19 protein-coding genes are annotated in these 24,682 nt (G+C 53.4%); 16 read left to right on the plus strand and 3 right to left on the minus strand.

From position 1 onward, the window contains the following. The first annotated feature begins 96 nt into the window (after nt 1-96). The 5 genes from hemH (at nt 97) to VHE34_RS20095 (ending at nt 9,659) form a co-directional block, all read left to right on the plus strand. Nucleotides 97-1,149 (plus strand): ferrochelatase, encoded by a 1,053-nt coding sequence (hemH, locus tag VHE34_RS20075; RefSeq protein WP_325590982.1) that lies wholly within the window; start codon nt 97-99, stop codon nt 1,147-1,149. A 13-nt stretch (nt 1,150-1,162) separates the two neighbouring features. After that, on the plus strand, nt 1,163-1,699 hold the full coding sequence (locus VHE34_RS20080) for a CopD family protein (RefSeq protein ID WP_325590984.1): 537 nt from the start codon (nt 1,163-1,165) through the stop codon (nt 1,697-1,699). A gap of 803 nt (nt 1,700-2,502) precedes the next feature. Further along, on the plus strand, nt 2,503-5,958 hold the full coding sequence (ileS, locus tag VHE34_RS20085; protein ID WP_325590985.1) for an isoleucine--tRNA ligase: 3,456 nt from the start codon (nt 2,503-2,505) through the stop codon (nt 5,956-5,958). Nucleotides 5,959-5,962: 4 nt separating this feature from the next. Then, the gene (locus VHE34_RS20090) at nt 5,963-6,880 is read left to right on the plus strand and encodes a TraR/DksA family transcriptional regulator (protein ID WP_325590986.1); all 918 of its coding nucleotides are present in this window, start codon (nt 5,963-5,965) and stop codon (nt 6,878-6,880) included. Nucleotides 6,881-7,130: 250 nt separating this feature from the next. After that, nucleotides 7,131-9,659 carry a S9 family peptidase gene (locus tag VHE34_RS20095; protein WP_325590988.1) on the plus strand — a complete coding sequence of 843 codons (2,529 nt, stop codon included), beginning with the start codon at nt 7,131-7,133 and terminating at the stop codon, nt 9,657-9,659. Here VHE34_RS20095 and VHE34_RS20100 read toward each other — a convergent pair whose 3' ends face one another. Beyond that, nucleotides 9,660-11,474: an ABC transporter ATP-binding protein gene (locus VHE34_RS20100; RefSeq protein ID WP_325590991.1), complete on the minus strand. Its 1,815-nt coding sequence runs from the start codon at nt 11,472-11,474 to the stop codon at nt 9,660-9,662. Between the two features lie 77 nt (nt 11,475-11,551). Here VHE34_RS20100 and VHE34_RS20105 point away from each other — a divergent pair, with 77 nt between their 5' ends. Further along, nucleotides 11,552-11,983, plus strand: a complete 432-nt coding sequence (locus tag VHE34_RS20105) for a ribosome-binding factor A (protein WP_325590993.1) — start codon at nt 11,552-11,554, stop codon at nt 11,981-11,983. Beyond that, nucleotides 11,980-13,203, plus strand: a complete 1,224-nt coding sequence (locus VHE34_RS20110) for an ABC transporter permease (protein ID WP_325590997.1) — start codon at nt 11,980-11,982, stop codon at nt 13,201-13,203. The genes VHE34_RS20105 and VHE34_RS20110 overlap by 4 nt, the downstream gene beginning before the upstream one ends. 36 nt (nt 13,204-13,239) lie before the next feature. Here VHE34_RS20110 and VHE34_RS20115 read toward each other — a convergent pair whose 3' ends face one another. Continuing rightward, a complete protein-coding gene (locus VHE34_RS20115; RefSeq protein WP_325591468.1) occupies nt 13,240-14,106 on the minus strand; it encodes a transketolase in 867 nt (288 codons plus the stop codon). Between the two features lie 227 nt (nt 14,107-14,333). On the opposite strand from VHE34_RS20115, the gene VHE34_RS20120 reads away from it, so the two are divergent. The 6 genes from VHE34_RS20120 to VHE34_RS20145 all read left to right on the plus strand — a co-directional run bounded on the left by VHE34_RS20120 (nt 14,334) and on the right by VHE34_RS20145 (nt 19,307). Continuing rightward, the gene (locus tag VHE34_RS20120) at nt 14,334-15,470 is read left to right on the plus strand and encodes an MraY family glycosyltransferase (protein WP_325590999.1); all 1,137 of its coding nucleotides are present in this window, start codon (nt 14,334-14,336) and stop codon (nt 15,468-15,470) included. Between the two features lie 80 nt (nt 15,471-15,550). Then, on the plus strand, nt 15,551-16,114 hold the full coding sequence (gene frr / locus VHE34_RS20125; RefSeq protein ID WP_325591001.1) for a ribosome recycling factor: 564 nt from the start codon (nt 15,551-15,553) through the stop codon (nt 16,112-16,114). Between the two features lie 78 nt (nt 16,115-16,192). Continuing rightward, a complete protein-coding gene (gene mscL / locus VHE34_RS20130) occupies nt 16,193-16,567 on the plus strand; it encodes a large conductance mechanosensitive channel protein MscL (protein ID WP_325591003.1) in 375 nt (124 codons plus the stop codon). Between the two features lie 80 nt (nt 16,568-16,647). Then, nucleotides 16,648-17,649, plus strand: coding sequence for a DUF3078 domain-containing protein (locus VHE34_RS20135; RefSeq protein ID WP_325591006.1), 1,002 nt, complete (start codon nt 16,648-16,650; stop codon nt 17,647-17,649). Between the two features lie 58 nt (nt 17,650-17,707). Further along, complete coding sequence (locus VHE34_RS20140; RefSeq protein ID WP_325591008.1) at nt 17,708-18,586, plus strand: segregation and condensation protein A; 879 nt, start codon at nt 17,708-17,710, stop codon at nt 18,584-18,586. Nucleotides 18,587-18,593: 7 nt separating this feature from the next. Next, complete coding sequence (locus VHE34_RS20145; RefSeq protein ID WP_325591012.1) at nt 18,594-19,307, plus strand: pirin family protein; 714 nt, start codon at nt 18,594-18,596, stop codon at nt 19,305-19,307. Between the two features lie 30 nt (nt 19,308-19,337). Here the strand turns inward: VHE34_RS20145 and dxs are convergent, their stop codons facing one another. Then, nucleotides 19,338-21,269: a 1-deoxy-D-xylulose-5-phosphate synthase gene (dxs, locus tag VHE34_RS20150; protein ID WP_325591016.1), complete on the minus strand. Its 1,932-nt coding sequence runs from the start codon at nt 21,267-21,269 to the stop codon at nt 19,338-19,340. Nucleotides 21,270-21,579: 310 nt separating this feature from the next. Here dxs and VHE34_RS20155 point away from each other — a divergent pair, with 310 nt between their 5' ends. The 3 genes from VHE34_RS20155 to VHE34_RS20165 are packed head-to-tail and all read left to right on the plus strand — an operon-like array spanning nt 21,580 to nt 24,667. Beyond that, nucleotides 21,580-22,626, plus strand: a complete 1,047-nt coding sequence (locus VHE34_RS20155; RefSeq protein WP_325591020.1) for a sensor histidine kinase — start codon at nt 21,580-21,582, stop codon at nt 22,624-22,626. A gap of 9 nt (nt 22,627-22,635) precedes the next feature. Next, nucleotides 22,636-23,370, plus strand: a complete 735-nt coding sequence (locus tag VHE34_RS20160; RefSeq protein ID WP_325591025.1) for a LytR/AlgR family response regulator transcription factor — start codon at nt 22,636-22,638, stop codon at nt 23,368-23,370. A 10-nt stretch (nt 23,371-23,380) separates the two neighbouring features. Further along, nucleotides 23,381-24,667, plus strand: a complete 1,287-nt coding sequence (locus tag VHE34_RS20165) for a M28 family metallopeptidase (protein WP_325591028.1) — start codon at nt 23,381-23,383, stop codon at nt 24,665-24,667. Nucleotides 24,668-24,682: the final 15 nt, after the last annotated feature.

The following is a 24,682-nucleotide window of genomic DNA, read 5'->3' on the forward strand; positions in this document are numbered from 1 at the left end:
CCATCAGTTCCCCCTTCACCATTTTTTATGTCATTAGACTGTCATTTCCCAAAAATCGGTCCTCCATTGCGTAAAGCGCATACCTTTGCAGGCATTATGACATCGACTGGCAAAAGAGCCATCATTCTCATGAACCTCGGCTCGCCGGATTCTACTGCAACTCCGGACGTTCATCGGTATTTAATGGAATTCCTGATGGACAAAAGGGTCATCGATTACCCCTGGCTGTTCAGGAAAATTCTCGTGGGCGGCTTGATCGTCCCCTTCCGCGCGAAAAAATCCGCGGAGGCCTATGAGACCATCTGGACAAAGGAAGGCTCCCCGCTCATCGTGCTGACGCAGCAATTGCAGGCCGCCTTGCAGCCGCTCGTTGCCGATCCGGTAGAAATTGCGATGCGCTATGGCAATCCGTCCATGGAGGACGCCTATCGCCGCCTGCTTAAAAAAGTGCCCGATCTGGAAGAGGTCATCGCCGTTCCGCTCTATCCCCACTATGCCATGGCCTCCTATGAGACGGCGGTCGAGTATGCCCGGGAAATCCATCGCCGGAACAAATATTCTTTCCGGCTGGATTTCATAAAGCCGTTCTTCGACGAGTCGCATTACCTGAATGCGCTGGCCGAACATATCCGCCCCTACCTGAAGCAGGATTACGATCATATCCTGTTCAGCTATCATGGGGTGCCCGGCCGGCATATCCGCAAGTCGGATCCCACCGGCAATCACTGCCTTCAGTCGGCCTCCTGTTGCGAGACCGCTTCGCCGGCACATGCCACCTGCTACCGGCATCAATGTTTTACCACAACCCGTGAAATGGTCCGGCTGCTGAACATCCCGGAGGGGCGATACAGCAATTCCTTCCAGTCCCGGCTGGGGAAGGGCTGGCTCGAGCCCTTCACCGATATCCGGCTTGAAGAGATGCCCAAAGAAGGGATAAAGAAATTACTGATCCTCTGCCCCGCCTTTGTCAGCGACTGCCTCGAGACGCTCGAAGAAATAGCCATCCGCGGCAAGGAGACCTTTCTCGGCGCCGGTGGCGAGGAGTATACCATGATCCCCTGTCTCAATATCGACTCCCGGTGGGTGGATGCATTGGCGGGCTGGGTCAGGGGATATGCGGAGGGAGACAAGACAATGGTTCTCGGTTGATCAAACACTTCCTATGTATAGTTATGTAAAGGCGCTGCACATCATTTTCATCGTCACCTGGTTCAGCGGTCTGTTCTACATGGTGAGACTTTTTGTCTACCATACGGAAGCCAATGAAAAGCCCGAGCCTGAACGGACGATCCTCATGCAGCAATTCAGAATGATGCTCCGCCGTCTCTGGAGGGGCATCACCTGGCCTTCCGCGATCCTCACTCTCATCTTCGGACCCTGGATGATGATCCTTCTCGGTTCGGTGCCGGCCTGGCTGGCCATCAAGCTTGGCTTTGTCCTTGGCCTCTATGGCTATCATTTTTCTTTACAGGTCATCTATCGTCAGCAGATGAAAGGCGTCTTCCGCTTTTCGTCCCAGCAGCTGCGGATCTGGAATGAGGTGGCTACCGTCTTTTTGGTTGCGATCGTGATGCTTGTCGTTGTCAAACAGAATATGAGTTGGGCCTGGGGGCTGCTGGGCCTCCTGCTGTTTGTGGCGTTGCTCATGAGCGCCATAAAGATCTATAAGGTTATTCGGACGCGGAAGGCTATAAAATAGGCAAGCCATTAAATGAACAACCCTCCCGGTCATAGACCGGGAGGGCTCAGAGCCGGCCACAGGCCGGCTGGCCGAAGGCCCGACAAAAAAAATTTGGCCCGGGGTGGTACTTTTTTCAATACCGCCCCTGGGCCAATACTCCGGGGTAAAAAAGGTGGTTTCCGGACTTGAAAATTTTAAAACCGGTAATTCAGGAATTGAGATCTTAAGCCTGGTCGCTTGTCGAACGGGTTTTTGTCAAGGTAATATCAGAGATTAAAAACGGGATGGCTACGGATCTCCATTGAATAAGGCAAATACAGTACACGGAATAAGGATGAGAATGGGGTGGATCGGTTGGGAGAGTTTATAACTGTTCTAGCGGACATGCCGCCCGCGGCGACGAGGTGTTTTTAAAAGGAAGGGGAGTAGGAATACCCCCCTTTTTAACCCCTAAACCCTAAACCGTAGAAAGAGTTAGAATTGCTTCCGATATCTTTTAGAAGCGCTTCTTAGTTTTATATCTTGTCGGATGCTGACCATCCGTGTGTATCGCGTTTCTGGAAAATAGTATCCAGAAACTATGCCAAAACCCGGAAATGTGGATAACTCCGGGGGTCGAGCCGCCTGTTTAAAACGTTTTAGCAAGCTTTTGGCAATCCTTTAACAATTTTCGTCTTGCCTACTGCAAATCTAATTCCATCGCCTGCAATCGCCCTTCCTACCGGCATTTTGCCCCTTTTTTCGTAAATTCGCGTCCCCAACGGCTCGCCTTTCTGCCGTCCAACCCCGGAACCGATCCCTAATCAAGCATTTATAGTACAATGGCCAATAAGTATAAGGAATACCAGCAATTAAATTTACCCGCCATCAGCCAGGATTTACTGGCAAAATGGACGGATGAGCGCACTTTTGAGAAAAGTGTGGAATTGAGGGAAGGCGCTTCCCCATTTGTGTTTTATGAAGGCCCCCCAAGCGCCAATGGACTCCCCGGCATCCACCACGTCATTAGCCGGACCCTCAAGGATCTCGTCTGCCGCTATAAGACCATGCAAGGCTTCCAGGTGAAACGCAAGGGCGGCTGGGATACCCATGGCCTCCCCGTGGAGCTGGGCGTGGAAAAAATGCTGGGTATCACCAAGGAAGACATCGGCAAAAAGATATCCGTAGCCGAATACAACGAGACCTGCCGTCGCGAAGTACTGAAATACAAGGATAAATGGGATGAGCTGACCCGCCTGATGGGCTATTGGGTCGATCTGAAGCATCCTTATATCACCTTTGAAAACAACTACATAGAGTCCCTCTGGTGGATCCTCGCCGAGCTCTATAAAAAAGGTCTGCTGTACGAAAGCATCAGCATTCAGCCTTATTCACCCGCCGCCGGCACCGGCCTCAGCTCGCACGAGCTTAACCAGCCCGGCTGCTATAAAGACGTTAAGGACACCACCGTCGTGGCCATGTTCAAAGCGGTTCGCAACACAAAAAGTGAATTCCTCTTCAAACTGGTCGCAGATGAATCCGCATCCCCCGCGAACCAGGCAACCGGCGACGAGGTCTTCTTCATGGCCTGGACGACAACCCCCTGGACCCTGCCTTCCAACCTGGGTCTCACGGTCGGACCGAAGATCGACTATGTGCTGGTCAAAACCTTCAATCCCTATACACATCTTCCCGTCAATGTAATTCTCGCAAAGGCGCTGACCGGCAAGTACTTCAAACCCGAAGGCGAGTCGGCCGACTTCAGCACGTTCACCCCCGACTCCAAGATACTTCCCTGGAAAATCCTCGGAGAGTTCAAGGGCAGCCGGCTTGAAGAGATCCGCTATGAACAACTCCTCCCCTTCGAGGCCAACAGCCCGGAAAAGGCAGGCGGCGATCCTTTCCGCGTCATCCCCGGCGACTTCGTCACCACGGAGGATGGTACCGGCATCGTCCACACCTCGCCCGCCTTCGGCGCCGATGACTATAAGGTCGGACAGAAATATAATATAGGTATCCTGATCATGGTCGATCGCCAGGGGAAATTCCTCGACGGCCTCGGCGAATTCAGCAACCGGTATGTAAAGAACTATAAGGACGACCCCAACTACTCCGACGTCAACGTCGACATCTGCGTCAAGCTCAAGAAGGAAAACCGCGCCTTCCGCGTCGAAAAATATGAGCACACTTATCCGCACTGCTGGCGCACCGATAAACCCGTTCTATACTACCCGCTCGACGCCTGGTTCATCCGCACCACCGCTCTAAAGGACCGGATGGTGGAGTTGAATAAGACGATTAATTGGAAGCCAAAGTCCACCGGCGAAGGCCGCTTCGGCAACTGGCTGGAGAATATGGTCGACTGGAACCTCAGCCGCAGCCGCTATTGGGGCACCCCGCTGCCTGTCTGGCGCACGGAAGATGAAGACCCTTTGAAGCGCGAAGAGATCTGCATCGGCAGCATCGCCCAATTGCAGGCAGCCCTAAAGGACGCCGTCAAGGCAGGCTTCATGCAGCCGGCCAAAGGTGACACCGAAGAAGCCTATATTCAACGGCTAACCGGCGATCTGCACAAACCCTATGTCGACGACATCGTCCTTGTCAGCAAAACCGGCCGGCCCATGAAAAGAGTAGCCGATCTGATCGACGTCTGGTTCGACAGCGGCGCCATGCCCTATGCCCAATGGCATTTCCCCTTCGAAAACAAGGCCGTCTTCGCTCAGAACTATCCCGCCGACTTTATCGCCGAAGGCGTCGACCAAACCCGCGGCTGGTTCTATACCCTGCATGCCCTCGGTGCACTGCTCAAGGAATCCGTGGAAGAAGAGCTGAAACAAGCCGGTCTGTATCCCGTCAACGGCGATAAGGTATACCCGGGCCTCGCCTATAAAACAGTCGTTTCCAACGGCCTCGTGCTGGATAAGAACGGCAACAAGATGTCCAAGCGCCTCGGCAACGTCGTCGACCCCTTCGACACCATCGGGAAATTCGGCGCAGACGCCACCCGCTGGTACCTGATCACCAATGCCTCTCCCTGGGAAAGCATGAAATTCGACATCGAAGGGATCAGGGAGGTGCAGCGGAAATTCTTCGGCACCTTATATAATACCTATCAATTCTTCGTCCTTTATGCAAATGTGGACGGCTTCACCTTCAAGGAAGCCTACATCCCGCCTGCCGAAAGACCGGAGATCGACCGATGGATCCTTTCTTCGCTGAACAGCCTGGTATCCAAGGTCACCGAACATCTCGACGACTACGAACCCACCATCGCCGGTCGCCTGATCGAGGATTTCCTCGACGAGCACCTCAGCAATTGGTATGTCCGCCTCTGCCGCCGCCGGTTTTGGAAAGGGGAGTATGAACAGGATAAGGTCAGCGCCTACCAGACGCTCTATGAGTGTCTCGAAACCCTCAGCAGGTTGATGGCGCCTATCTCTCCATTCTTTGCCGACTGGCTTTTTACCAATCTGAACGAGGTTACCGGCCGCATAAAGGCCGCTTCGGTCCACCATGCCGACTTCCCCGTCGCCGACCCCGGATTTATCGATTTGCCGTTGGAAGAACGCATGCAGCTGGCCCAGGATGCGTCGTCCCTGATCCTTAGCCTGCGCAAAAAGGTGAATATCAAGGTTCGTCAACCCCTTCAAAAAGTATTGATCCCCGTCCTCAACCCCGGCATGAAACACCAGCTGGAAAAAGTAGCGGACCTCGTAAAGGCCGAGGTCAACGTAAAGGAGATCCAGTACCTGGACGGCAGCGATGGATTTATCAAGAAGAAGATCAAGCCGAATTTCGTCGCCCTGGGTAAACGGCTGGGTGCTAGAATGAAGGCGGTCAGCACCGCTCTCAGCGAGTTTTCGCAGGAGAACATAGCAAAATTGGAAAAAGAAGGTGATATTACTTTATTTATTGATAAAGAACCCATAATATTGTCTCTCCAAGAAGTAGATATAACCAGTGAGGACATCCCAGGCTGGGTAGTAGCAAATAAGAATGCGCTCACCGTGGCCCTGGATGTGACTGTAACCCCAGCACTGGCCCAGGAAGGAAATGCACGTGAGTTTGTTAATCGCATCCAAAAAATCCGGAAAGACAATGGCTACGACCTGACCGACAGGATCCTGGTTAAAGTAGCGGACGTACCCCCCCTTACCGACTCCTTAACGCAATTTAATGACTATATTTGCGCGGAAATTTTGGCAGATTCGATTGAATTGGTCAAGGAACCCACGAATGGCACTGAAATTGAAGTGAATGATATTCTTTTAAAAGTGTTCGTCACTAAAAAAGCCTAACTGTATGGCAACCAAGAAGAAAGCGGCGAAACCAGCCGCGAAGAAAACGGTGAATGTCAAGAAAGTAGCCCCGGCTAAGAAAGCGGCCCCGAAATCTGCCCACTCGTCAGGTGGGAGTAAGACGGCCAAGAAAGCGCCGGCTGCTAAGAGTATTGCTAAACCCGCCGCTAAAAAGGTTGCCTCAGTTCCGGCCAAGAAATCCCCTGTCCTCCCGACAAAGAAACCAGCTGTATCCAATACATCAAAGCCCGCAGCAAAAGGTCACACCGCTGCAGCCCCTTTTTCAAAAGCAACCACCCATACCGCTAAAGCCCAGCAGCCTGCCCCGTCCGCTAAACCGGCCGCGGCTCCTGTCATCGCCAAAACCGCAGCCTCCGTACCCCCTTCCCCTCCACCCGTGGCGCCGAGGCCGGAACCCAAAAAGCCGGCTGCCCCCGCCAAACCGGTAAAGGTGGTCATCCCCGAAATAAAAACAAAAACGGTTCGCAAATACGAACCAGAATTTACAAAATCAGTATTAGACACCCCACAAGAAGAACAAACTGGACCCACTATGAGATACAGCGACGCAGAACTTGGAGAATTCAGGGAATTGATCAACCGCAAGCTGGACGCAGCAAAGAAGGAATTGGCGTACCTGCAGGGCCTGATCACTCGCAAGGATGAGATGGGCGGCGATAACGACGACGCCCGCTACATGACCATGGAAGACGGAAGCATGAGCATGGAACGAGAGCAGCTGAGTCAGATGGCCAGCCGCCAGATCACCTTTATCGACCACCTGGAGAAAGCCCTGATGAGGATCGAAAACAAGACCTATGGTATTTGCCGGGTCACCGGTAAACTGATCGATAAAGCCAGACTCAGAGCCGTACCGCACGCAACACTGAGCATCGAGGCGAAACAGATGATGAATAAATAAGGATGATCATCCTTTGAGTTCCTCTTTTGACTTTTGGATCCAGAGATAATTGGCCCTACGTTCCCTGGAGCTGAGGTGCGGTCCTTCCCTGGCTATATCTCCCAGTACATTCTGGGCCTCCCCGTCACGCCCAGCGCGCTGCAGGAAAAGTTTTTCCACCCATTCATCCCTAAATGCGGCCGTGGATGGATATCGCCGAATTCCCTGGAAAAGAAAATGTTATATAGCAGAATCAAACGTATAGCTGCTTATGCCCCGCCTCCTTTTAACCTTGTTGCTGCTGATGGCAGCCTTTGCCGGTTATTCCCAGCCCGCTCTCGCTACAAAAGCCAATTACGGGGCCGCCGCCCGGTTCTCCCCTAAGAAACTCGAGAAACTCATCTTCACCACCCAGGTCGACGCTCATTGGTTAAAACGATCGGCCCGCTTCTGGTATATGTATGAGACTACCGAAGGAAAGAAATGGTACATCGTCGATCCTGCCAAAGGAGAGAAGAAGCAACTATTCGACAACGATAGACTGGCCGCCGCCATCTCCCGCGTCGTCAAAGACCCTTTCGAAGCCAAACACCTCGGCCTCGACAGCATACGGTTCATAAAAGACGAGAACTGGATCCAGTTCGAGGTAAAAAGCTCCGGGAATTTGCATAAAGAGGGCTCTGCAAAAGACTCGACGGCTAAAAAGGTCTATTACTTCGAATACAGCCTGCTCGACGGAACGCTCAACGAGCTTACCGGCTACAAGAAGCCCAAACGCAAACCCAATTGGGCCAGCATCTCGCCCGACAGCAACGTGATCGTCTTCGGCCGCCGCTTCAATCTTTACTGGATGGATCGCGCCAACTATGAAAAGGCATTGAAAAATGAGGACGACAGCACCATTGCAGAGCACGCCCTGACCACCGACGGCGTCGAGAATTACAGCTATCACGGCAACGGCATCCTGGGTGGAGGCGGTGAGACCAATGTCGACCAGGAAAAGAACAGGAATAAGCGTAAACCGGCCCAGGTCTTCTGGAGTCCCGACTCCAAACACTTCGCCATGTCCCGCTCGGATATGCGAAAAGTAAAGGATCTCTGGGTCATCAATTCCATCGCCGATCCCCGGCCTACGCTCGAGACCTACAAGTACATGATGCCCGGCGACAAGGAAGCACCCATCGAACAGTTGCTCGTCTTCGACATGACGACCCATACCCGGCAGATCGTCAGCTCCGCCGAATTCAAGGACCAGGACCTCGCCATTTGGTCCGCGCCCAACCCCGAGCGCCGCCGCGACGATGACTATCGCGTCCAGTTCTGGCTGGGAACAAATTCCAAATTCTATTTCACGCGCACCAGCCGCGATCTCCATCGCATCGACGTCTGTGTCGTCAATGTCGGTGACAGTGTCGCTCAACCTCTCATAAAAGAGCGGCTCAACACCTATGTCGAAGTCCGCCGGCTCGGCCTCGTCAACGAAGGAAGGGAGCTTATCGAATGGAGTGAACGCGACGGCTGGGCACATTTCTATTTGTACGACGGTACGGGTAAGCTGAAAAACCCCATCACCAGCGGCGCCTTCCACTGCGAGGACATCGTTGGCATCGATGACAAGCGGCGCATCCTCTATTTTACCGCCGGCGGCAAAGAGCCCGGTGAGAACCCCTACTATCTTCACCTGTATAAAGTGAATCTCGACGGCACCGGTCTCACCCTCCTTGACCCGGGCGACTTCGAACATGCCGTCAACATGGACGACGACCAGCAATTCTTTGTCGACAATTTCTCACGCGTTAATACCGTTCCTAAGTCGGCGCTCTATAACAACACCGGTCACAAGATCATGGACCTCGAGACCGCCGACCTCAGCTCGCTCTTTGCCACCGGGTATAAATTTCCGCAGCCCTTCACCGTGAAAGCCGACGATGGCATCACCGATCTGTATGGGGTCATGTATAAACCCTTCAACTTCGACAGCACAAAAAAATACGCGCTGATGGAATACGTCTACCCCGGACCACAGACCGAATCCGTCAACGCCGCTTTCGGGCGAAGCATGGACAGGGTCGATCGCCTGGCCCAACTCGGGATGATCGTCATCACCGTTGGCAACCGCGGCGGCTCACCCTCCCGAAGCAAATGGTATCACAACTATGGTTATGGGAACCTGAGGGATTATGGACTCGCCGACAAGAAGGCGGCGGCGGAACAGCTCGCCGATCGTTACTCGTTTATCGACATCAACCGGGTCGGTATCCATGGTCACAGCGGCGGTGGCTTTATGAGCACCGCGGCGATGCTTGTCTATCCCGACTTCTTCCGGGTTGCCGTTTCCTCCTCGGGTAACCACGACAACTCCATCTATAACCGATGGTGGAGCGAGAAACATCATGGCGTAAAGGAAATGATCGGCGACAAAGGCGATACCAGCTTCGTCTATTCCATCGAGAAGAACGCCGATCTCGCAAAAAACCTGAAAGGTCATCTGATGCTGTCGACCGGCGATATCGACAACAACGTTCATCCGGGTAACACCATTCGCGTGGTCAACGCGCTGACGAAGGCCAACAAGCGGTTCGATCTCGTACTGCTCCCGGGCCAGCGCCACGCCTATACGGATATGACCGAGTATTTCTTCTGGCGCATGGCCGACTATTTCTCGCGCTACCTGATCGGAGATGCCTCGGACCGGCCCGTAGCCATCGAAGAAATGGACCGGGAACAGGAACAGGTCGGCAATAAGGCGGCCTCGGAAAATCGCCGCACACCCGATTGGGATGAGGACGAATGGCAGTAGCTATTTTACCTCCTGCATCTCGACCAGCTTCTTGTAAAATCCGCCCCGGGCGATCAACTCATCGTGCGTCCCGCGCTCCACGATCTGGCCCTTCTGCAACACGATGATCTCGTCCGCATGCCGGATCGTGCTCAGGCGGTGGGCGATGACGATGCTCGTCCGGTGCTCCATCATCTTGTTGATGGCATCCTGCACAAGCCGTTCGCTCTCGGTATCCAGCGATGAAGTGGCCTCGTCGAGGATAAGAATGGGCGGGTTCTTCAACAGCGCCCGGGCGATGGTCAGCCGTTGGCGCTCGCCACCGCTGAGCTTGCTGCCCCGGTCCCCGATATTCGTCTGGTAACCCTCCTCTTTCCGGATGATGAAATCATGAGCGTTTGCGATCCGGGCCGCCTGTTCGATCTCTTCCTGCGTGGCATCGGGCTTGCCCAGCGCGATATTCGCCGCAATGGTATCATTAAAGAGAATGGGCTCCTGCGTGACGATGCTCATCTGCTCCCGCACGGATTTGAGCGAATAGTCTTTGATATTGATTCCGTCGATCAGCAATTCACCGCCCGTAACGTCGTGAAACCTGGGTACCAGGTCGGCCAAAGTAGACTTCCCCGCGCCGCTGCTACCCACCAACGCGATGGTCTTCCCCTTCCCGATCACCAGATTGATATTGTTGAGGATCCCCGTCTCCTCATAAGAGAAGCAGACCCCACGAAACTCGATGCGGCCGGTAAAGACCTCCAGTTTTTTGGCACTGGGATTGTCCCGGATGGCCACCGGCGCCTTCAACAGGTCCTCCACCCGTTCCATGGCGGCGGCGCCACGCTGGATATTGAACATCGAGGTCGAAAGATTCTTGGCCGGGTTGATCAGCAACCCAAACACACCGATATAGGTGATCAGATCACCGCCGGAAAACCCGTTGCCATGCGTGCGGAGGATCAGCATCCCGCCGTAATAGAGGATGATGGTCAAAATGAAGATACCCAAAGTTTCGGTCAGCGGAGAAGCCAGGTCCCGGCGGGCATTCATCCTATTACGGATATGGAAAAGACTATCGTTGATCTGCGTAAATTTCTTGCGAAGCAGAGACTCAGCGCCAAAGCCCTTGATCACCCGGATACCTCCCAGCGTTTCATCGAGGACAGAAAGACTTTCTCCCAGCCGGATGGACGCGTCTTTGGATTGCCGCTTTAGAGTCCGGCTGATACGCCCGATCAGGAATCCCGTCACCGGCAATAAGATCAACAGGAAAAGGGAAAGCCAGGGGCTGAGATAGACCATATAAGCCAGGTAACCGATGATGGTCAACGGATCTTTGATCATGCCTTCCAGCGTACTTACTACCGAAGACTCGATCTCATAAATATCATTGGTCATCCGGGAGATCAGATCGCCCTTTCGCTGCTCCGTAAAATAGCCAATCGGCAACGACAGGATCTTTTCATAGACGTCGTTCCGCAGAAAAGTGATCGTGGCGCTCCGGATAGGAGAGGAGATATAGGAAGACCAATAATAGAACAGGTTCTTCAGAATCGTGCTGATCAGGATCAGGAAACAGATGACAAGCAGCGTCGTGGATTTGTCATTGTGCTGGATCACCTGATTCAACAAGTCCTTTAATCCACCCACGGCGTTGGTAGTGAGGGTCACCGATTGACCTGTACCTCCTTCACCCTTGAAAAGGAAGGTCAGGAAGGGGCTAAGCATGCCAAGGGAGATCAGCCCGAAGACAATGGAAAGAACGTTAAAGACCAGGTACACTACGATCTTTCCCTTATACCTGGAAAGGTAGTGTAGGATCACCGAAAATTTCTTCATGCTGAAATCCGTAAATTTGGGGGCAAAATTACCGTTAATATCTATAAGTTGCGGATTTTGAAACGTTAAAGCAAATAATGCAAGAAAGTAAAAGACAAAAACAGGTGGGTGCGCTGCTGTTGCAGGAGTTGAGCGATATCTTTCAACGCCTGGGACTCAGCATGATCGACGGCGGACTGGTATCGCTTACGACCGTAAAAGTGACGCCCGATCTGCTGGAAGCCCGCGTCCATCTCAGCTTCTTCCAGGTAAAGGACATCCCGGCAGCCCTAAAGAAGATCGAAGAAAGGGCCTGGGAGATCAAACGGGAGCTGGCCACCCGCGTAAAACATCAGCTGCGCCGTATCCCCACACTCGACTGGTTCCACGACGATACCCTCGAGCACGCCGATAGAATGGAGGAACTTTTCCGGCGGATAAAGGCCGAACGTCCCGCAGGCAGCCCCGAAGCCTCCGCAGGCCCCGAAGCGGGTAGCGACAACCCCGACGGAAAGGAGGGGCCCCAATGAATTTCCTCTTCGCCTGGCGATATTTTCGGGCAAAGAAGTCTACCAACGCGATCAATATCATCGCCTGGGTAAGCATGTCGGCCATTGTGGTCGGCGCCGCCTCCCTGATCCTCGTCCTAAGCGTGTTCAACGGGTTCGAGGACCTCGTAAAATCCCTTTATACCAGCTTTTATCCCGATATAAAGGTTTCCCCTATCGCCGGGAAGACACTCACCCTGACTGCCGATCAGATCCAGCAGCTCAAAGGCGTCGGCGGCGTCGGCGCAGTCTCGCTCGTCGCAGAGGATAAAGGCATTCTCGAGAACAACGGGTCATGGCTACCCGCATATATCAAAGGAGTGGATGACCAGTTCCTGAAAGTCACCGGCGTGGGCAAAACATTGGAAAGAGGGACGTTCGTGACCGGCAACGGGGATCATCCACAGGCCATTCTCGGTTCGGGCATCGCCAACACCCTGGGAGTGGAAGCCGAAAAGGAGCTGTTGCCCCTCGGCGTATATCTTTTCCGGCGTGGAAGTACGGACTACAGCGCGGACCCGATGGCGTCCATGAATCATGAGCCTCTCATGACTTCCGGCATGTTTCGGATCCAGCAGGACTTCGACGAACACTATGTGATCACGAATATCGATTTTGTCAAACGAATGGTGGGATTGGGCCCCAATGAGTACAGCGGCGCCGAATTATCGGTTACCGATCCCAAACAGGTCCTGGCCGTAAAGGAGGCCATCGTCCGGTTGCTGGGCAAGGGGTATAAGGTACAGACCCGCTATGAGCAGAATCAAAGTCTGTACAATGTCATGGGGACCGAAAAGTGGGTAATTTACATTGTGCTATCCCTTATCCTCATCGTGGCGGCGTTCAACATGGTGGGTGCGCTGACGATGCTGGTCTGGGAGAAACAAAAGGATATTCACGTACTCAAGGCCCTCGGCGCAAATGATGCGAGGATCCAACGTATCTTCCTGAGCGAAGGCATATTATTGGCCCTGATGGGCGGGATAGGGGGGATCGCCCTTGCCGCAATTGTCTGCCTGCTCCAGAGCAAATACCATCTTATTCCCCTGCAGGGCGGCTCCTTCCTGATCGACTACTACCCCGTCAAATTAGTGGCAACCGATTTCGCGCTGGTCCTCTCCACCATCGGGGTCATCGCCCTGTTAGCCTCCTGGTTACCCGCTCGCAAAGCCGCCAACCAACCGATTGCATTAAAAACCTAAAAAACCCCCGCGGAGCGGGGGTTTAATAATCTAAATCTAATAATCTCCAAGCGTCTCCGGTAGTTGCGCCAGCGCCTTCGCCAACTGCTCGTCATTAGGAGCGATCCCATGCCAATGGTGGTCGTTTTCCATGAAATCAACTCCCTTACCCATAATAGTATGCATCATGATGGCGATCGGCTTACCCTGACCCGTGAGACTCCGGGCCTTATCAAGCGTCGCCAGAACCTCATCCATATCGTTACCGTTCATCTCCAGCGTGGTCCAGCCAAACGCATCGAACTTGGAGTGGATATTCATCAGATCCATCACCGACTTCGTCGTGCCATCTATCTGCTGACCGTTCCAGTCGACCGTGGAGATCAGGTTGTCTACCTTTTTGGCAGCCGCGAACATGATCGCCTCCCAGTTCTGACCCTCATCCAGCTCGCCATCCCCGTGGAGCGAATACACAATATTTTTATCGTTATTGAGTTTTTTGCTTAGCGCGGCGCCGATGGCAACGCTCATCCCCTGGCCCAACGAACCGCTGGCAACCCGAACGCCCGGCAGATGTTCATGGGTTGTAGGATGACCCTGGAGGCGGGAGTTGATCTTACGAAAAGTAGACAGTTCTTTGATATTGAAATAACCGGATCTGGCCAATGCCGAATAGAAGACGGGGGAAATATGACCATTGGACAAAAAAAAGATGTCTTCATTTTTGCCATCCATATGAAAATTCGGGTCGTGTTTCAGGACTTTGAAATACAGTGCGGTGAAGTAATCTGCACACCCGAGCGAACCACCCGGATGACCGCTTGCTGCGCCATGAACCATTCTGACGATATCTCTTCTGATCTGCGAAGCGATTGCTTTTAAGTCTGCCATATGAAATTGATTTATTGATTCCTTTTGACAAATCTAACGGTTTTTTGCATGTCGATCGATCCAAATTTGCCCGATTGCTTGGAGGCCTTAAACTTTTGTATTATCTTTCGGTCTCATTCTTTTACTACATCAACGACTCCGCCTGACCAGGTAACCGCCGCAGAAACACCAGGCCCAATCTTTGCAATAAGACTTAGTCGTATATATCGGATACATTAATAAAGAATTCCTATTTTTGTTCACGAATCAAAATCAGACTGATGTTTGATGTTTTACTTTCGATCGCTATTTCCTTTACCGTTACCTTCCTTGCCATCCCAGCCGTTATCAATGTGGCGGAAATGAAAAAGCTGTTCGACATGCCCGATGCCCGGAAAGTCCACCATATGCCCATCACACCTCTGGGCGGGATCGGCATCTTCGCCGGCTTCATCTTCGGCAGTCTGCTTACTCTTCACTTTAATCAATTTGCTGATCTTCAGTATTTTATTGCAGCATCCTTTGTCATCTTCTTTCTCGGTCTCAAGGACGATATCCTCGTCATTTCGCCCGTCAAGAAGTTTATCGGCCAGGTGCTCGCCGCCTTTATCATCATCTACTACGGAAATATCCAGATCCGCAGCATGCATGGTTTCCTGGGATTGTATCAGCTACCCGAAATGTTTAGTCTGCTGCTCACTTATTTTGCCGTTATCGTGGTGATCAACTCTTTCAACCTCATCGATGGTATCGACGGCCTTGCCGGTAGCCTCGGCCTGCTTTCGACGGTTGTCTTCGGCATCTATTTCCTCTACGTGGGATTGTCACCCTATGCCGTGATCGCCTTCTCGCTGGCCGGCAGCCTCCTGGCGTTCCTGATCTTTAACTTCCAGCCGGCCAAGATCTTTATGGGGGATACGGGTTCCTTGTTAGTGGGTACGATTAACGCCATCCTGGTGATCAAATTCATCAATGTCGCCAACACCGCCGATGTAGCGTTCCCCATTCCCGCATCACCGGCCGTCGGCTTCACCATTTTGATGATCCCGCTGCTCGATACCCTTAGGGTATTCGGCATCCGCATCCTGCATCGCCGCTCCCCCTTCAGCCCGGACCGGAATCATATTCACCATCTCCTTCTCGACCGGGGCTTCTCACACCGGGCGATCACCCTGACCCTTGTCACGGTCAACCTGCTGATGATCGTCGCCGTTTTCCTCGGCCGGTCATTGAACGTTACCTACCTTCTTGCAGGCGTATTCCTTGTCTTCTTTACGCTCATCGCCGCCATCTACTACCTGCTCCCCGGACCACGGTTGTTTATCGCCAAGACAGCCAAGGAAGAAAACGCTCAACTCACCAAGGCTTCTCAGCTGGTATCCCTGAAGAAAGACTCTATTCTCGAGCAAAACAATTAATTGGCCTTCGGCCAACAAGCCTTCGGCTTGTTATGAATTGATTTTTGACGTAGGTTTGCAGGGTTGTTAATCAATCATCTATGTCAGACGATCTGGAACTTATCCTGGAAGATGCCCGGGATAGTATGCAAAAGGCACTCAATCACCTTGAATCTGAACTGATTAAGATAAGAGCAGGCAAAGCCAACCCGCAGATGCTGGAAGGCCTTACCGTCGACTATTACGGCAGTCCCACCGTCCTCAACCAGGTGGGCAATATCTCCGTAATGGACGCCCGTACCCTGACGATCCAGCCCTGGGAAAAGAATATGCTCCAACCTATCGAAAGAGCCATTATCAACGCCAACCTGGGCGTTACCCCTCAGAATGACGGCAATATCATCCGGCTCTTTATGCCCCCCCTGACGGAGGAGAGAAGAAAGGAGTTTGTAAAACGTGCAGGCGGCGAAGGCGAAGCCTCGAAGGTCGCCATCCGCAATATCCGGCGCGACGCTATCGAACAGATAAAGAAATTACAAAAGGACGGCCTTAGCGAGGACGAAGCCAAGGACGCCGAAAAAGAGATCCAGGATATCACCGACAAACATATCAGCCTGGTGGAAAAGCACCTGGCGACGAAGGAAAAAGAGATCATGTCGGTATAATCGCTTACCTCCCTCTGAGAACTCCCACCCTTAGGCATTCGAGTCGCAAAAAAGTTTTCATAACCAAAAACATCTATCATGGGAATGCTAAAAGAGTTCAAAGACTTTGTAATGCGCGGTAATGTTCTTGATCTTGCCGTCGCGGTAGTTATCGGTGCGGCTTTCGGCGCCATCGTTTCATCCCTCGTCGATCACGTCATCACTCCGCTGCTGCTGACCCCGGCATTGAAAGCGGCTCATTTGGACGATATCGATAAATTAGCCTGGGGCGCGGTGAAATATGGCAACTTCCTTTCCGCAGTCATAAAATTTGTCATCATCGCCTTCATCCTCTTCCTCATCGTGAAATTCTTCAAGTCCATCGAAAAGAAGAAGGTCCCGCCGGCCACTGAGCCTACCGCAACGGAAAAACTCCTGGCCCAGATCCTCGAAGAGCTGAAGAAACGCCCCTAAAAAAATTTATAACCGGTTGCCGGCCCTCCCGGGCTGGCAACATTTTTGTTAAAGTCCAGAAAATAAAAAACTGACGATTTATGTTGAAGATTTGTGCCCGCATCCTGCCTGTCCTGATTTTTGCAACTCTCGGACTTACCCCTTTATTGCACGCGCAGAACGATGTCCAGGGCCTGAAGGACGCATTGAGCAGCGTTAAAATAACAAAAGACCCTCACGACACCACAAAGATGACCTGGAAAACGGGCGGTCTCTTAAGCCTCACCTTCAACCAGGCCGCCCTCAGCAACTGGTCGGCGGGCGGCGACAAATCGGCGTTATCCCTCAATTCCACTGTCAATCTTTATGCCTTCTATGTGGATGGCCGCCGGAGCTGGGATAACTTCCTGAACGCTCAGTATGGCATCGCCAATACCACCAGTCTCGGAACCCGCAAGACTCAGGATCTCTTCAACGTCACCTCGAAATACGGCTATGACGTGGGAAAAAAATGGTACCTCAGCGGACTCTTCGACTTTCGGACCCAGTTCGCTCCCGGTTACAACTATCTCGACGCAAAAACAAAAGTGCTTACCAGCGACCTGCTGGCGCCGGCCTACCTTCTCCTCTCCCTCGGGATGGACTATAAGCCGACCAGCAATTTTTCCGTCTTCCTGTCTCCCGCCACCTTGCGCGAACTGATCGTCAATAATGACTCCCTTGCCGCCGTCGCGGCATTCGGTGTGGATTCGGGCAAGAAGTCCCGGCTCGAATTCGGCGCGTATGCCACCATTAACTACACCACCCCGCTCAGCAAGACGGCCGTGTATACCGGTAGGCTCGACCTGTTCTCGGACTACCTCAACCATCCGCAGAATATCGCGTTCTTTATGACCAACGTCCTCACCGTCAAGGTCACCAGCATCATCAGCATGAACCTTGCGCTCACCCTGATCTACGACGACCGGGTCAAGTCCGTCAAATCCAATGGCGCCGCCGGCGGCCCGGCACTCCAACTACAGGAGGTGATGGGGATCGGCCTGGCCTATAAATTCGCCAAAAAGGCCCGGAAACCCACCCCGCCGCCCGCCGTCACACAGTAGACAACTTGGGGAAAACCCGGGCCCCCGTTCCCCCGGAAAAAGTTATTTTCGCCTGGTCATGACCAACTACCAGATCAAGCTACCTCAATTCGAAGGTCCCTTCGACCTCCTGCTCTTCTTTATCGAAAGAGACGAATTGGACATTTACAATATACCTATTCATACCATCATCCAGGACTTTCTCTCCTATATCCACGGAGAAGAAGCCCTGAATATCGAGTTGTCCAGCGAGTTCATCCTGTTCGTTTCGACGCTCATGCGGATCAAGGCCAAGATGCTCCTGCCCCGCAAAGAGCTGGACGCCCAGGGTAACGAGATCGATCCCCGCCAGGAACTCATCGACAAGCTGCTCGAATACAAACGCTACAAGGAAGCCGCGGCTACCCTCGCCGAAATGGAGGCCATCCGTCACCTCATGGTGCGCCGGGGTAATCTCCAGAAGGAACTTTCGCAGATCGGCGAAGAGGCCGGCGAAGGCACCGAGATCCAGGCGATCACCCTCTTCAAACTGATGAAGACCTTCGAGCGGCTGATGCAGAAGATCCAGCAGCGGCAGAATAAACCCGTCCACACCGTCGTACAGTACAACTACACGATGGAGAGTAGCCGAAAACATATTCTCAGCACCATCCGCGAACAGCGGACGATGTCCTTCGAGAAGCTTTTCGATATCTGCAATGACCGGCTGCATGCCATCTTCCTGTTCCTTTCGATGCTGGAAATGGTGCAGCTGAACTATATGAGCATCCTTGTAGGGGAAGGCCGGAATAATTTTATCGTGGAGTACAATCCCGACCGGCCGGAAGATCCTCTCGGCGATGCCGCACTTCTGGGCGAAGAGCCTGAGCCGGGTCCCGACGACGATGGTCCCACAAACGGTATTAACAACGGTCTCGGCGGTCTCTTCCCCGGCTTTTTAGACGCATCCGCAAACTAGGGCGCTTATGGAAACCATATACCATCCCTCGGCCGAACGCGGCCATTTCAATTTCGGCTGGCTCGACAGCCATCACTCCTTCAGCTTCGGCAACTGGCACGATCGGGATAAAGTACACTTCGGTGCGCTGCGAGTCCTCAACGACGATATCGTGAAAGGAGGAGAAGGCTTTGACAACTACCCGCACGAGAACATGGAGATCATCGCCATTCCGTTGAAAGGCGCTCTCTCACACAAGGACAGCGCCGGCAACAAGGGCATCGTCTACACCGGCGACGTACAGATCATGAGTGCCGGCAGCGGTATAAGTCATTCCGAATACAACGCTTCCCACTACGACAACGCAAATTTCCTCCAGATCTGGATTTTCCCCAAGCAACCCGGCATCCGTCCCCGGCGCGACCAACGTTCTTTCCATCCCGACGACCGCAAGGACAAATGGCAGATCATCGTCAGTCCCCGGGCCGAAGACCATGCGCTCTGGATCAACCAGGACGCCCGTCTCGCCCTCGCCCGCCTCGGCGCCGGCAAGACCCTTCCCTATCATCCGGCCTTTCCCGGCAACGGAGTCTATCTTTTTGTATTGGAAGGAAGCATCACCGCCGGCGGCCGCGCGCTCGAAAAGCGTGATGGACTCGGCATCGCCGGGCCCGCCGATGTGTCATTCACCGCAACCACCGATGCCGAAGTGCTGGCGATCGAGGTGCCGATGTTTGCCTAGTCGAAGGAATAAAGATGGGTATAAAGCCGTTCAGCCCAGCAGATGGTTGACGCTGACCACATCCCCCGTCATCTCCCGCACCGCGGCGGCTATCGCCGGTGCATCATACCCGCATTCATGCTGCAACTCCTTCAGCGTTCCATGCTCGACGATATCATCGGGGATGCCGAGGATACGCACCGTAGCGTGATATCCATGCGCGGCCTGGAACTCGAGGATGGCCGAGCCGAATCCGCCGACCACGGTACCGTCTTCGACGGTGATTACCCTGTCAAACTTGTGGAAGACCTCATGCAACAGCTCCTCGTCCAGCGGCTTTACAAACCGCATATCGTAATGCGCAGGATCGAGCCCGGTCGCCCGAAGCTCGCGGATGGCGGTCGTCACGAAATTGCCGGGGTGACCCAGGCTGAGAATGGCAACGCCTTCGCCGTCCTTGATCTTCCGGCCCTTGCCGACGGGGATCTCCTGGAACGGAGTCTTCCATTCCGGCATGACGCCCTCCCCACGGGGATAGCGGATGACAAAGGGATATTTGTTGCTCTCCAGCTGGGCAGTATAGAGAAGATTACGTAACTCACTTTCGTTCATCGGCGAGCTGACGATCATATTGGGCACGCAACGCATAAAGGGGATATCATAGGCCCCATGATGCGTCGGCCCATCTTCGCCGACAAGTCCGGCCCGGTCAAGGCAAAAGATCACGGGCAGCTTCTGGATCGCAACATCGTGGATCACCTGGTCATAGGCCCGTTGCATAAAGGAAGAATAGATATTGCAATACACCCGCATCCCCTGCGTGGCCATCCCGGCGCTTAAAGTCACGGCATGCTGCTCGCAGATACCGACGTCAAAAGCCCTGTCCGGCATCTTTTCCATCATGAACTTCAAGGAGGAACCACTGGGCATTGCGGGAGTGATCCCGAAGATCTTTGGATTCTGCCCGGCCAGTTCGATTATGCTATGCCCGAATACATCCTGGTATTTGGGCGGCTGTGGGGTAGGGTAGTGTTTCTTGTAGATCTCACCGGTGATCTTGTCAAAGAGACCTGGAGCATGCCACTTGGTTTGCTCTTTCTCGGCAAGGGAATATCCCTTCCCCTTTACGGTCATGATATGCAGCAGCTTGGGACCCGGTATCTGCCGCAGATCCTGCAGGGTGTCCACCAGCTTGGTGATGTTATGACCGTCGATCGGCCCGAAATAACGCAGGTTCAGCGATTCGAAAAGATTACTGCTCCGGCTGACAAAGCTCTTGATGCTATGCTCGATCTTGCTGGCCATCTCCCGGCTGAACGTGCTGCCCGGCAGCTTGCCAAGAGCCTTCCAGATATCGTCCTTGAGCCGGTTATAAGTCTTGGATGTCGTGATATCGGTAAGATATTCCTTCAACGCGCCGACATTGGGATCGATGCTGATACCGTTGTCGTTTAGCACGATCAGCAGATCGGTATCGGCGACGCCGGCATGGTTCATCCCCTCAAAGGCAAGCCCCGCGGTCATAGCCCCATCACCAATGATCGCGACAGCCTTGCGATCCGTTTCACCCTTGTATTTGGCCGCCATCGCCATTCCCAGCGCAGCACTTATCGACGTGGACGAATGCCCGACGCCGAATGAATCATAGACGCTCTCGGTTCTCTTGGGAAATCCGCTGATCCCGTTGTATTTCCGGTTGGAGGCAAAAACTTCGCGGCGGCCCGTAAGGATCTTATGGCCATAGGCCTGGTGGCCGACGTCCCAGACCAACTGATCATAAGGCGTGTTGAAAACATAGTGCAGGGCTACCGTCAGTTCGACCACCCCCAGGCTGGCGGCAAAGTGCCCTCCATGAACGCTGACGATATCGATGATATACTGGCGGAGTTCATCACAGAGCTGGTACAATTGCTCCCTGCTCAATAGCTTCAGATCATCGGGCGAGTTGATCGTTTGTAACAGGGGACCGGGAGTGATTTCCATAATTTGCGAAAATTGACCTTTGTAACGCCAAAATTACGACTTTAGCGCCTGGTTTGCAAGTCCAACCGGGCTTACGCGCGGGCAGGGCCCGCGGGATATGCCTGCAGGAACCGTACCAGCCCGCAGTAGCCCGCCCGGAGATACATCCGACCCATCGGGAACACCCCGATGCTCCAAAATCCGGCTCGTCGATGCTGCCGGACCGATGAGCGGGATAAATTCGCCATTAATACAAAATAAGGGCCCGGGGTATGTGGAAAACCCTAGATTTGACCCCAGCCGGACGACTTCCGGCCCATTGATACCTCGTATGACCAAAAACGGAAGCAGATACTACTGGTGGTGCCAGATAGGTGGATGGGGCACCCTCGCCCTTTTGTTGGTATTGAATTCCACTACCCTGGAGCAAAAGCTCACCCACAAAGACGTCGAGATCATGCTGATCACCGTGCTGACCGGCATCCTCGTAACCCACGTTTTCCGGGAAGTGATCAGAAGCTCGGGTTGGGCACTTCTTTCGGTCGAAAAAGCCATCCCCAAATTTCTCCTCGGTATCGTCCTTGTCTGTATCGCTGACGGCCTTATCCGGATCGGCCTGGCCGATGCACTGGGTCTCAGCTCTATGAAGGCCGAATTCATGACCCGGCTGCTGACCCTTACCGCCGACACGGGGGTCGTAATCGTTCCCTGGACCCTGATCTACTATTTATTTCATTATATCCAGATCAGCTCCAAACAGCAGCTCGATACCTTCAAGCTCGAAGCCCTGGTCAAAGAGCTGGAGCTGAAGACCATCAAGGCCCATATCAATCCTCATTTCATCTTCAACGCCCTCAATAGCATCCGCGCCCTCATCGACGAAAACCCTGCCCGCGCCCGCACCGCCATCACCGAGCTGAGCAATATCCTCCGTAGCAGCATGCAGGCCGAAAAGCTCGAGACCGTCACGTTCGAAAAAGAGCTGAACATCGTAAAAGACTATCTCGCCCTCGAACATATCCGCTTCGAAGACCGGCTTCAGGTGGAATACGAGATCGACGAAGACACCCTCGATCAGCCCATCCCCCCGATGATGCTCCAGACGTTGGTGGAAAACGCCATCAAACACGGCATCAGCCGCCAGGTGGAAGGCGGAAAAGTCCGCATCGTCTCCGACTTCAAAGATGATTATCACGAACTGGTGATCCTCAACACCGGTGTCCTTAACGGCAACCGTAACTCCGACGGCTTCGGCCTCGCCAGCACCAAAAACAGACTCCAGCTTCTTTTCGGACAAAAAGCTAACTTCGACATCAGGGAAGTCAATGACAACACGGTGGAAGCCCGTGTACTCATCCCCGTAGACATGAGTAAATAAATACCAACTATGATTCGCGCTATCATCATCGACGACGAACGCCTCGCCCGTAACGAACTCAAGAAACTATTGCTGGACTTCCCCGAGATCGAAGTCATCGCCGAAGCCGCCAACGCCGTCGAAGGGATAGAAAAGATCGACAGCCTCAACCCCGACCTTATCTTCCTCGATATCCAGATGCCCGGCAAGACCGGGTTCGACATGCTCTCCGAGCTGGAACGCGCCCCCAACGTCATTTTCACCACGGCCTATGACGAATATGCACTTAAAGCCTTCGAAGTCAATGCTTTGGATTATCTCCTAAAACCCGTCGAGCCAAAACGCCTCGCCGACGCCCTCCAAAAGCTGCAGATAGAGGAAGACAAAGAGCCGCTTTCCGACCACCCCATTTCCGTCAACCGCAGCATCCTCAACGAACACGACCAGGTATTCGTCAAGGACGGCGAACGCTGCTGGTTCGTAAAACTCTCCGACATCCGCCTCTTCGAAAGCGTCGGCAACTATGCAAAAGTGTATTTCGGCCCCAATAAGCCCCTGATCCTGAAATCCCTCAACGCACTCGAAGAACGGCTGGATGAAAAGGTATTCTTTCGGGCCAACCGCAAGCATATTGTCAACCTCCGGCTCATCGAGAAGATCGAGCCCTATTTCAACGGCGGCCTCCTGCTGGAAATGAAAGGCGGGGAGAAGATCGAAGTCAGCCGCCGCCAAACGGTCAAATTCAAAGAGATGATGAGTTTATAAACCCTTTCACATGAGACTTATTGCTTCCACGCTGGTATTCTTATCGTTTTCCGCCTGCCTGTCCGCGCAGAACATCGACAAGATCATTAACGAAACCTCTGTCGAACAGACGGAGCGGACCCTTTCTTCCGATGACATGCGCGGCCGGGCCGTTTTCACCCCCGATATCGAAAGAGCTGCCGATTACATCGAGTCGCGCTTCAAGGCGGCCGGGCTCAAGACCTGGAACGGCAGTGACAGCTATCGCCAGCCCTTTACCATGGTGCAGGCGACACCCGTCTCCGCGGCCGGTATCCTCGATGGAGAGGCGGTGCCCGCCGCACATGTCATTGCCATGAGCTCGGCAACGGAGCTCTCGATCGACGAGAACAGCGGGTATGAAAAAGTATGGATAAAGGCCGGTCATAATTTCGCGACCGAGGTAATGCATTATATCCACGAAAAAAAGAACTACCTGGTATTGGTCGACACCTCTTATGCCGCAAACTTCTCCCGGCTGTCGCGGTTCGGCCGCCAGCAATTCAAGTCGCCTACCAATGTCATCTGTGTTCTCTCAAGCGTAAATCCCACTCATTACTCGATAAAGGTCCAGCAGGAAATAAAGGAATCCGCCCTCGCCAATGTGGTCGGCATCCTCCCCGGCAAAAAGAAGAAGAATGAGATCGTCATCTTTTCCGGTCATTATGATCACCTGGGCGTTACCAAACAACCCATAAAGGGCGATTCGATCTATAACGGCGCCAACGATGACGCAAGCGGCACAACCGCGGTCATCGAGCTGGCCGATTACTTTTCAAAACAAAAGAACAATGGACGCACACTGGTCTTTGCGGCCTTCACCGCCGAAGAGGTCGGCGAATACGGCTCCCAGTATTTCTCCAGCCAGTTCGACCCCGAACGGGTAAAGGCCATGTTCAATATCGAGATGATCGGCTCCGAAAGCAAATGGGGCGGCAACTCGGCCTTTATCACGGGCTTCGAACGCTCCGATATGGGCAAGATCCTGCAAAGGAACCTGGAGGGCAGCAAATTCACCTTCTATCCCGATCCCTATCCGGAGCAGCAGCTGTTCTACCGATCGGACAATGCCAGTCTTGCCAGGCAGGGCGTACCGGCACACACGATCTCGACGACCCAGATCGACAAGGATAAATATTACCACCAGCTGACCGACGAGCTGAGCACCATCGATATCCCGAATATGGTCCGGATCATCAAGGCCATCGCACTCAGCTCCGCTACGATCGTCGACGGGACGGATACTCCTTCGCGGGTGGATAAGAACCAGATAAGATAGTGAAAAACATCGACC

Source organism: Puia sp., assembly GCF_035546395.1.
Taxonomy (GTDB): domain Bacteria; phylum Bacteroidota; class Bacteroidia; order Chitinophagales; family Chitinophagaceae; genus Puia.

What these genes read in the sequence shown, in the direction of transcription:
- hemH (WP_325590982.1), top strand. Translation starts at nt 97, where the DNA reads ATGACATCGACTGGCAAAAGAGCCATCATTCTCATGAACCTCGGCTCG.
- VHE34_RS20080 (WP_325590984.1), top strand. Translation starts at nt 1,163, where the DNA reads ATGTATAGTTATGTAAAGGCGCTGCACATCATTTTCATCGTCACCTGG.
- ileS (WP_325590985.1), top strand. Translation starts at nt 2,503, where the DNA reads ATGGCCAATAAGTATAAGGAATACCAGCAATTAAATTTACCCGCCATC.
- VHE34_RS20090 (WP_325590986.1), top strand. Translation starts at nt 5,963, where the DNA reads ATGGCAACCAAGAAGAAAGCGGCGAAACCAGCCGCGAAGAAAACGGTG.
- VHE34_RS20095 (WP_325590988.1), top strand. Translation starts at nt 7,131, where the DNA reads ATGCCCCGCCTCCTTTTAACCTTGTTGCTGCTGATGGCAGCCTTTGCC.
- VHE34_RS20100 (WP_325590991.1), bottom strand. Translation starts at nt 11,474, where the DNA reads ATGAAGAAATTTTCGGTGATCCTACACTACCTTTCCAGGTATAAGGGA.
- VHE34_RS20105 (WP_325590993.1), top strand. Translation starts at nt 11,552, where the DNA reads ATGCAAGAAAGTAAAAGACAAAAACAGGTGGGTGCGCTGCTGTTGCAG.
- VHE34_RS20110 (WP_325590997.1), top strand. Translation starts at nt 11,980, where the DNA reads ATGAATTTCCTCTTCGCCTGGCGATATTTTCGGGCAAAGAAGTCTACC.
- VHE34_RS20120 (WP_325590999.1), top strand. Translation starts at nt 14,334, where the DNA reads ATGTTTGATGTTTTACTTTCGATCGCTATTTCCTTTACCGTTACCTTC.
- frr (WP_325591001.1), top strand. Translation starts at nt 15,551, where the DNA reads ATGTCAGACGATCTGGAACTTATCCTGGAAGATGCCCGGGATAGTATG.
- mscL (WP_325591003.1), top strand. Translation starts at nt 16,193, where the DNA reads ATGGGAATGCTAAAAGAGTTCAAAGACTTTGTAATGCGCGGTAATGTT.
- VHE34_RS20135 (WP_325591006.1), top strand. Translation starts at nt 16,648, where the DNA reads ATGTTGAAGATTTGTGCCCGCATCCTGCCTGTCCTGATTTTTGCAACT.
- VHE34_RS20140 (WP_325591008.1), top strand. Translation starts at nt 17,708, where the DNA reads ATGACCAACTACCAGATCAAGCTACCTCAATTCGAAGGTCCCTTCGAC.
- VHE34_RS20145 (WP_325591012.1), top strand. Translation starts at nt 18,594, where the DNA reads ATGGAAACCATATACCATCCCTCGGCCGAACGCGGCCATTTCAATTTC.
- dxs (WP_325591016.1), bottom strand. Translation starts at nt 21,269, where the DNA reads ATGGAAATCACTCCCGGTCCCCTGTTACAAACGATCAACTCGCCCGAT.
- VHE34_RS20155 (WP_325591020.1), top strand. Translation starts at nt 21,580, where the DNA reads ATGACCAAAAACGGAAGCAGATACTACTGGTGGTGCCAGATAGGTGGA.
- VHE34_RS20160 (WP_325591025.1), top strand. Translation starts at nt 22,636, where the DNA reads ATGATTCGCGCTATCATCATCGACGACGAACGCCTCGCCCGTAACGAA.
- VHE34_RS20165 (WP_325591028.1), top strand. Translation starts at nt 23,381, where the DNA reads ATGAGACTTATTGCTTCCACGCTGGTATTCTTATCGTTTTCCGCCTGC.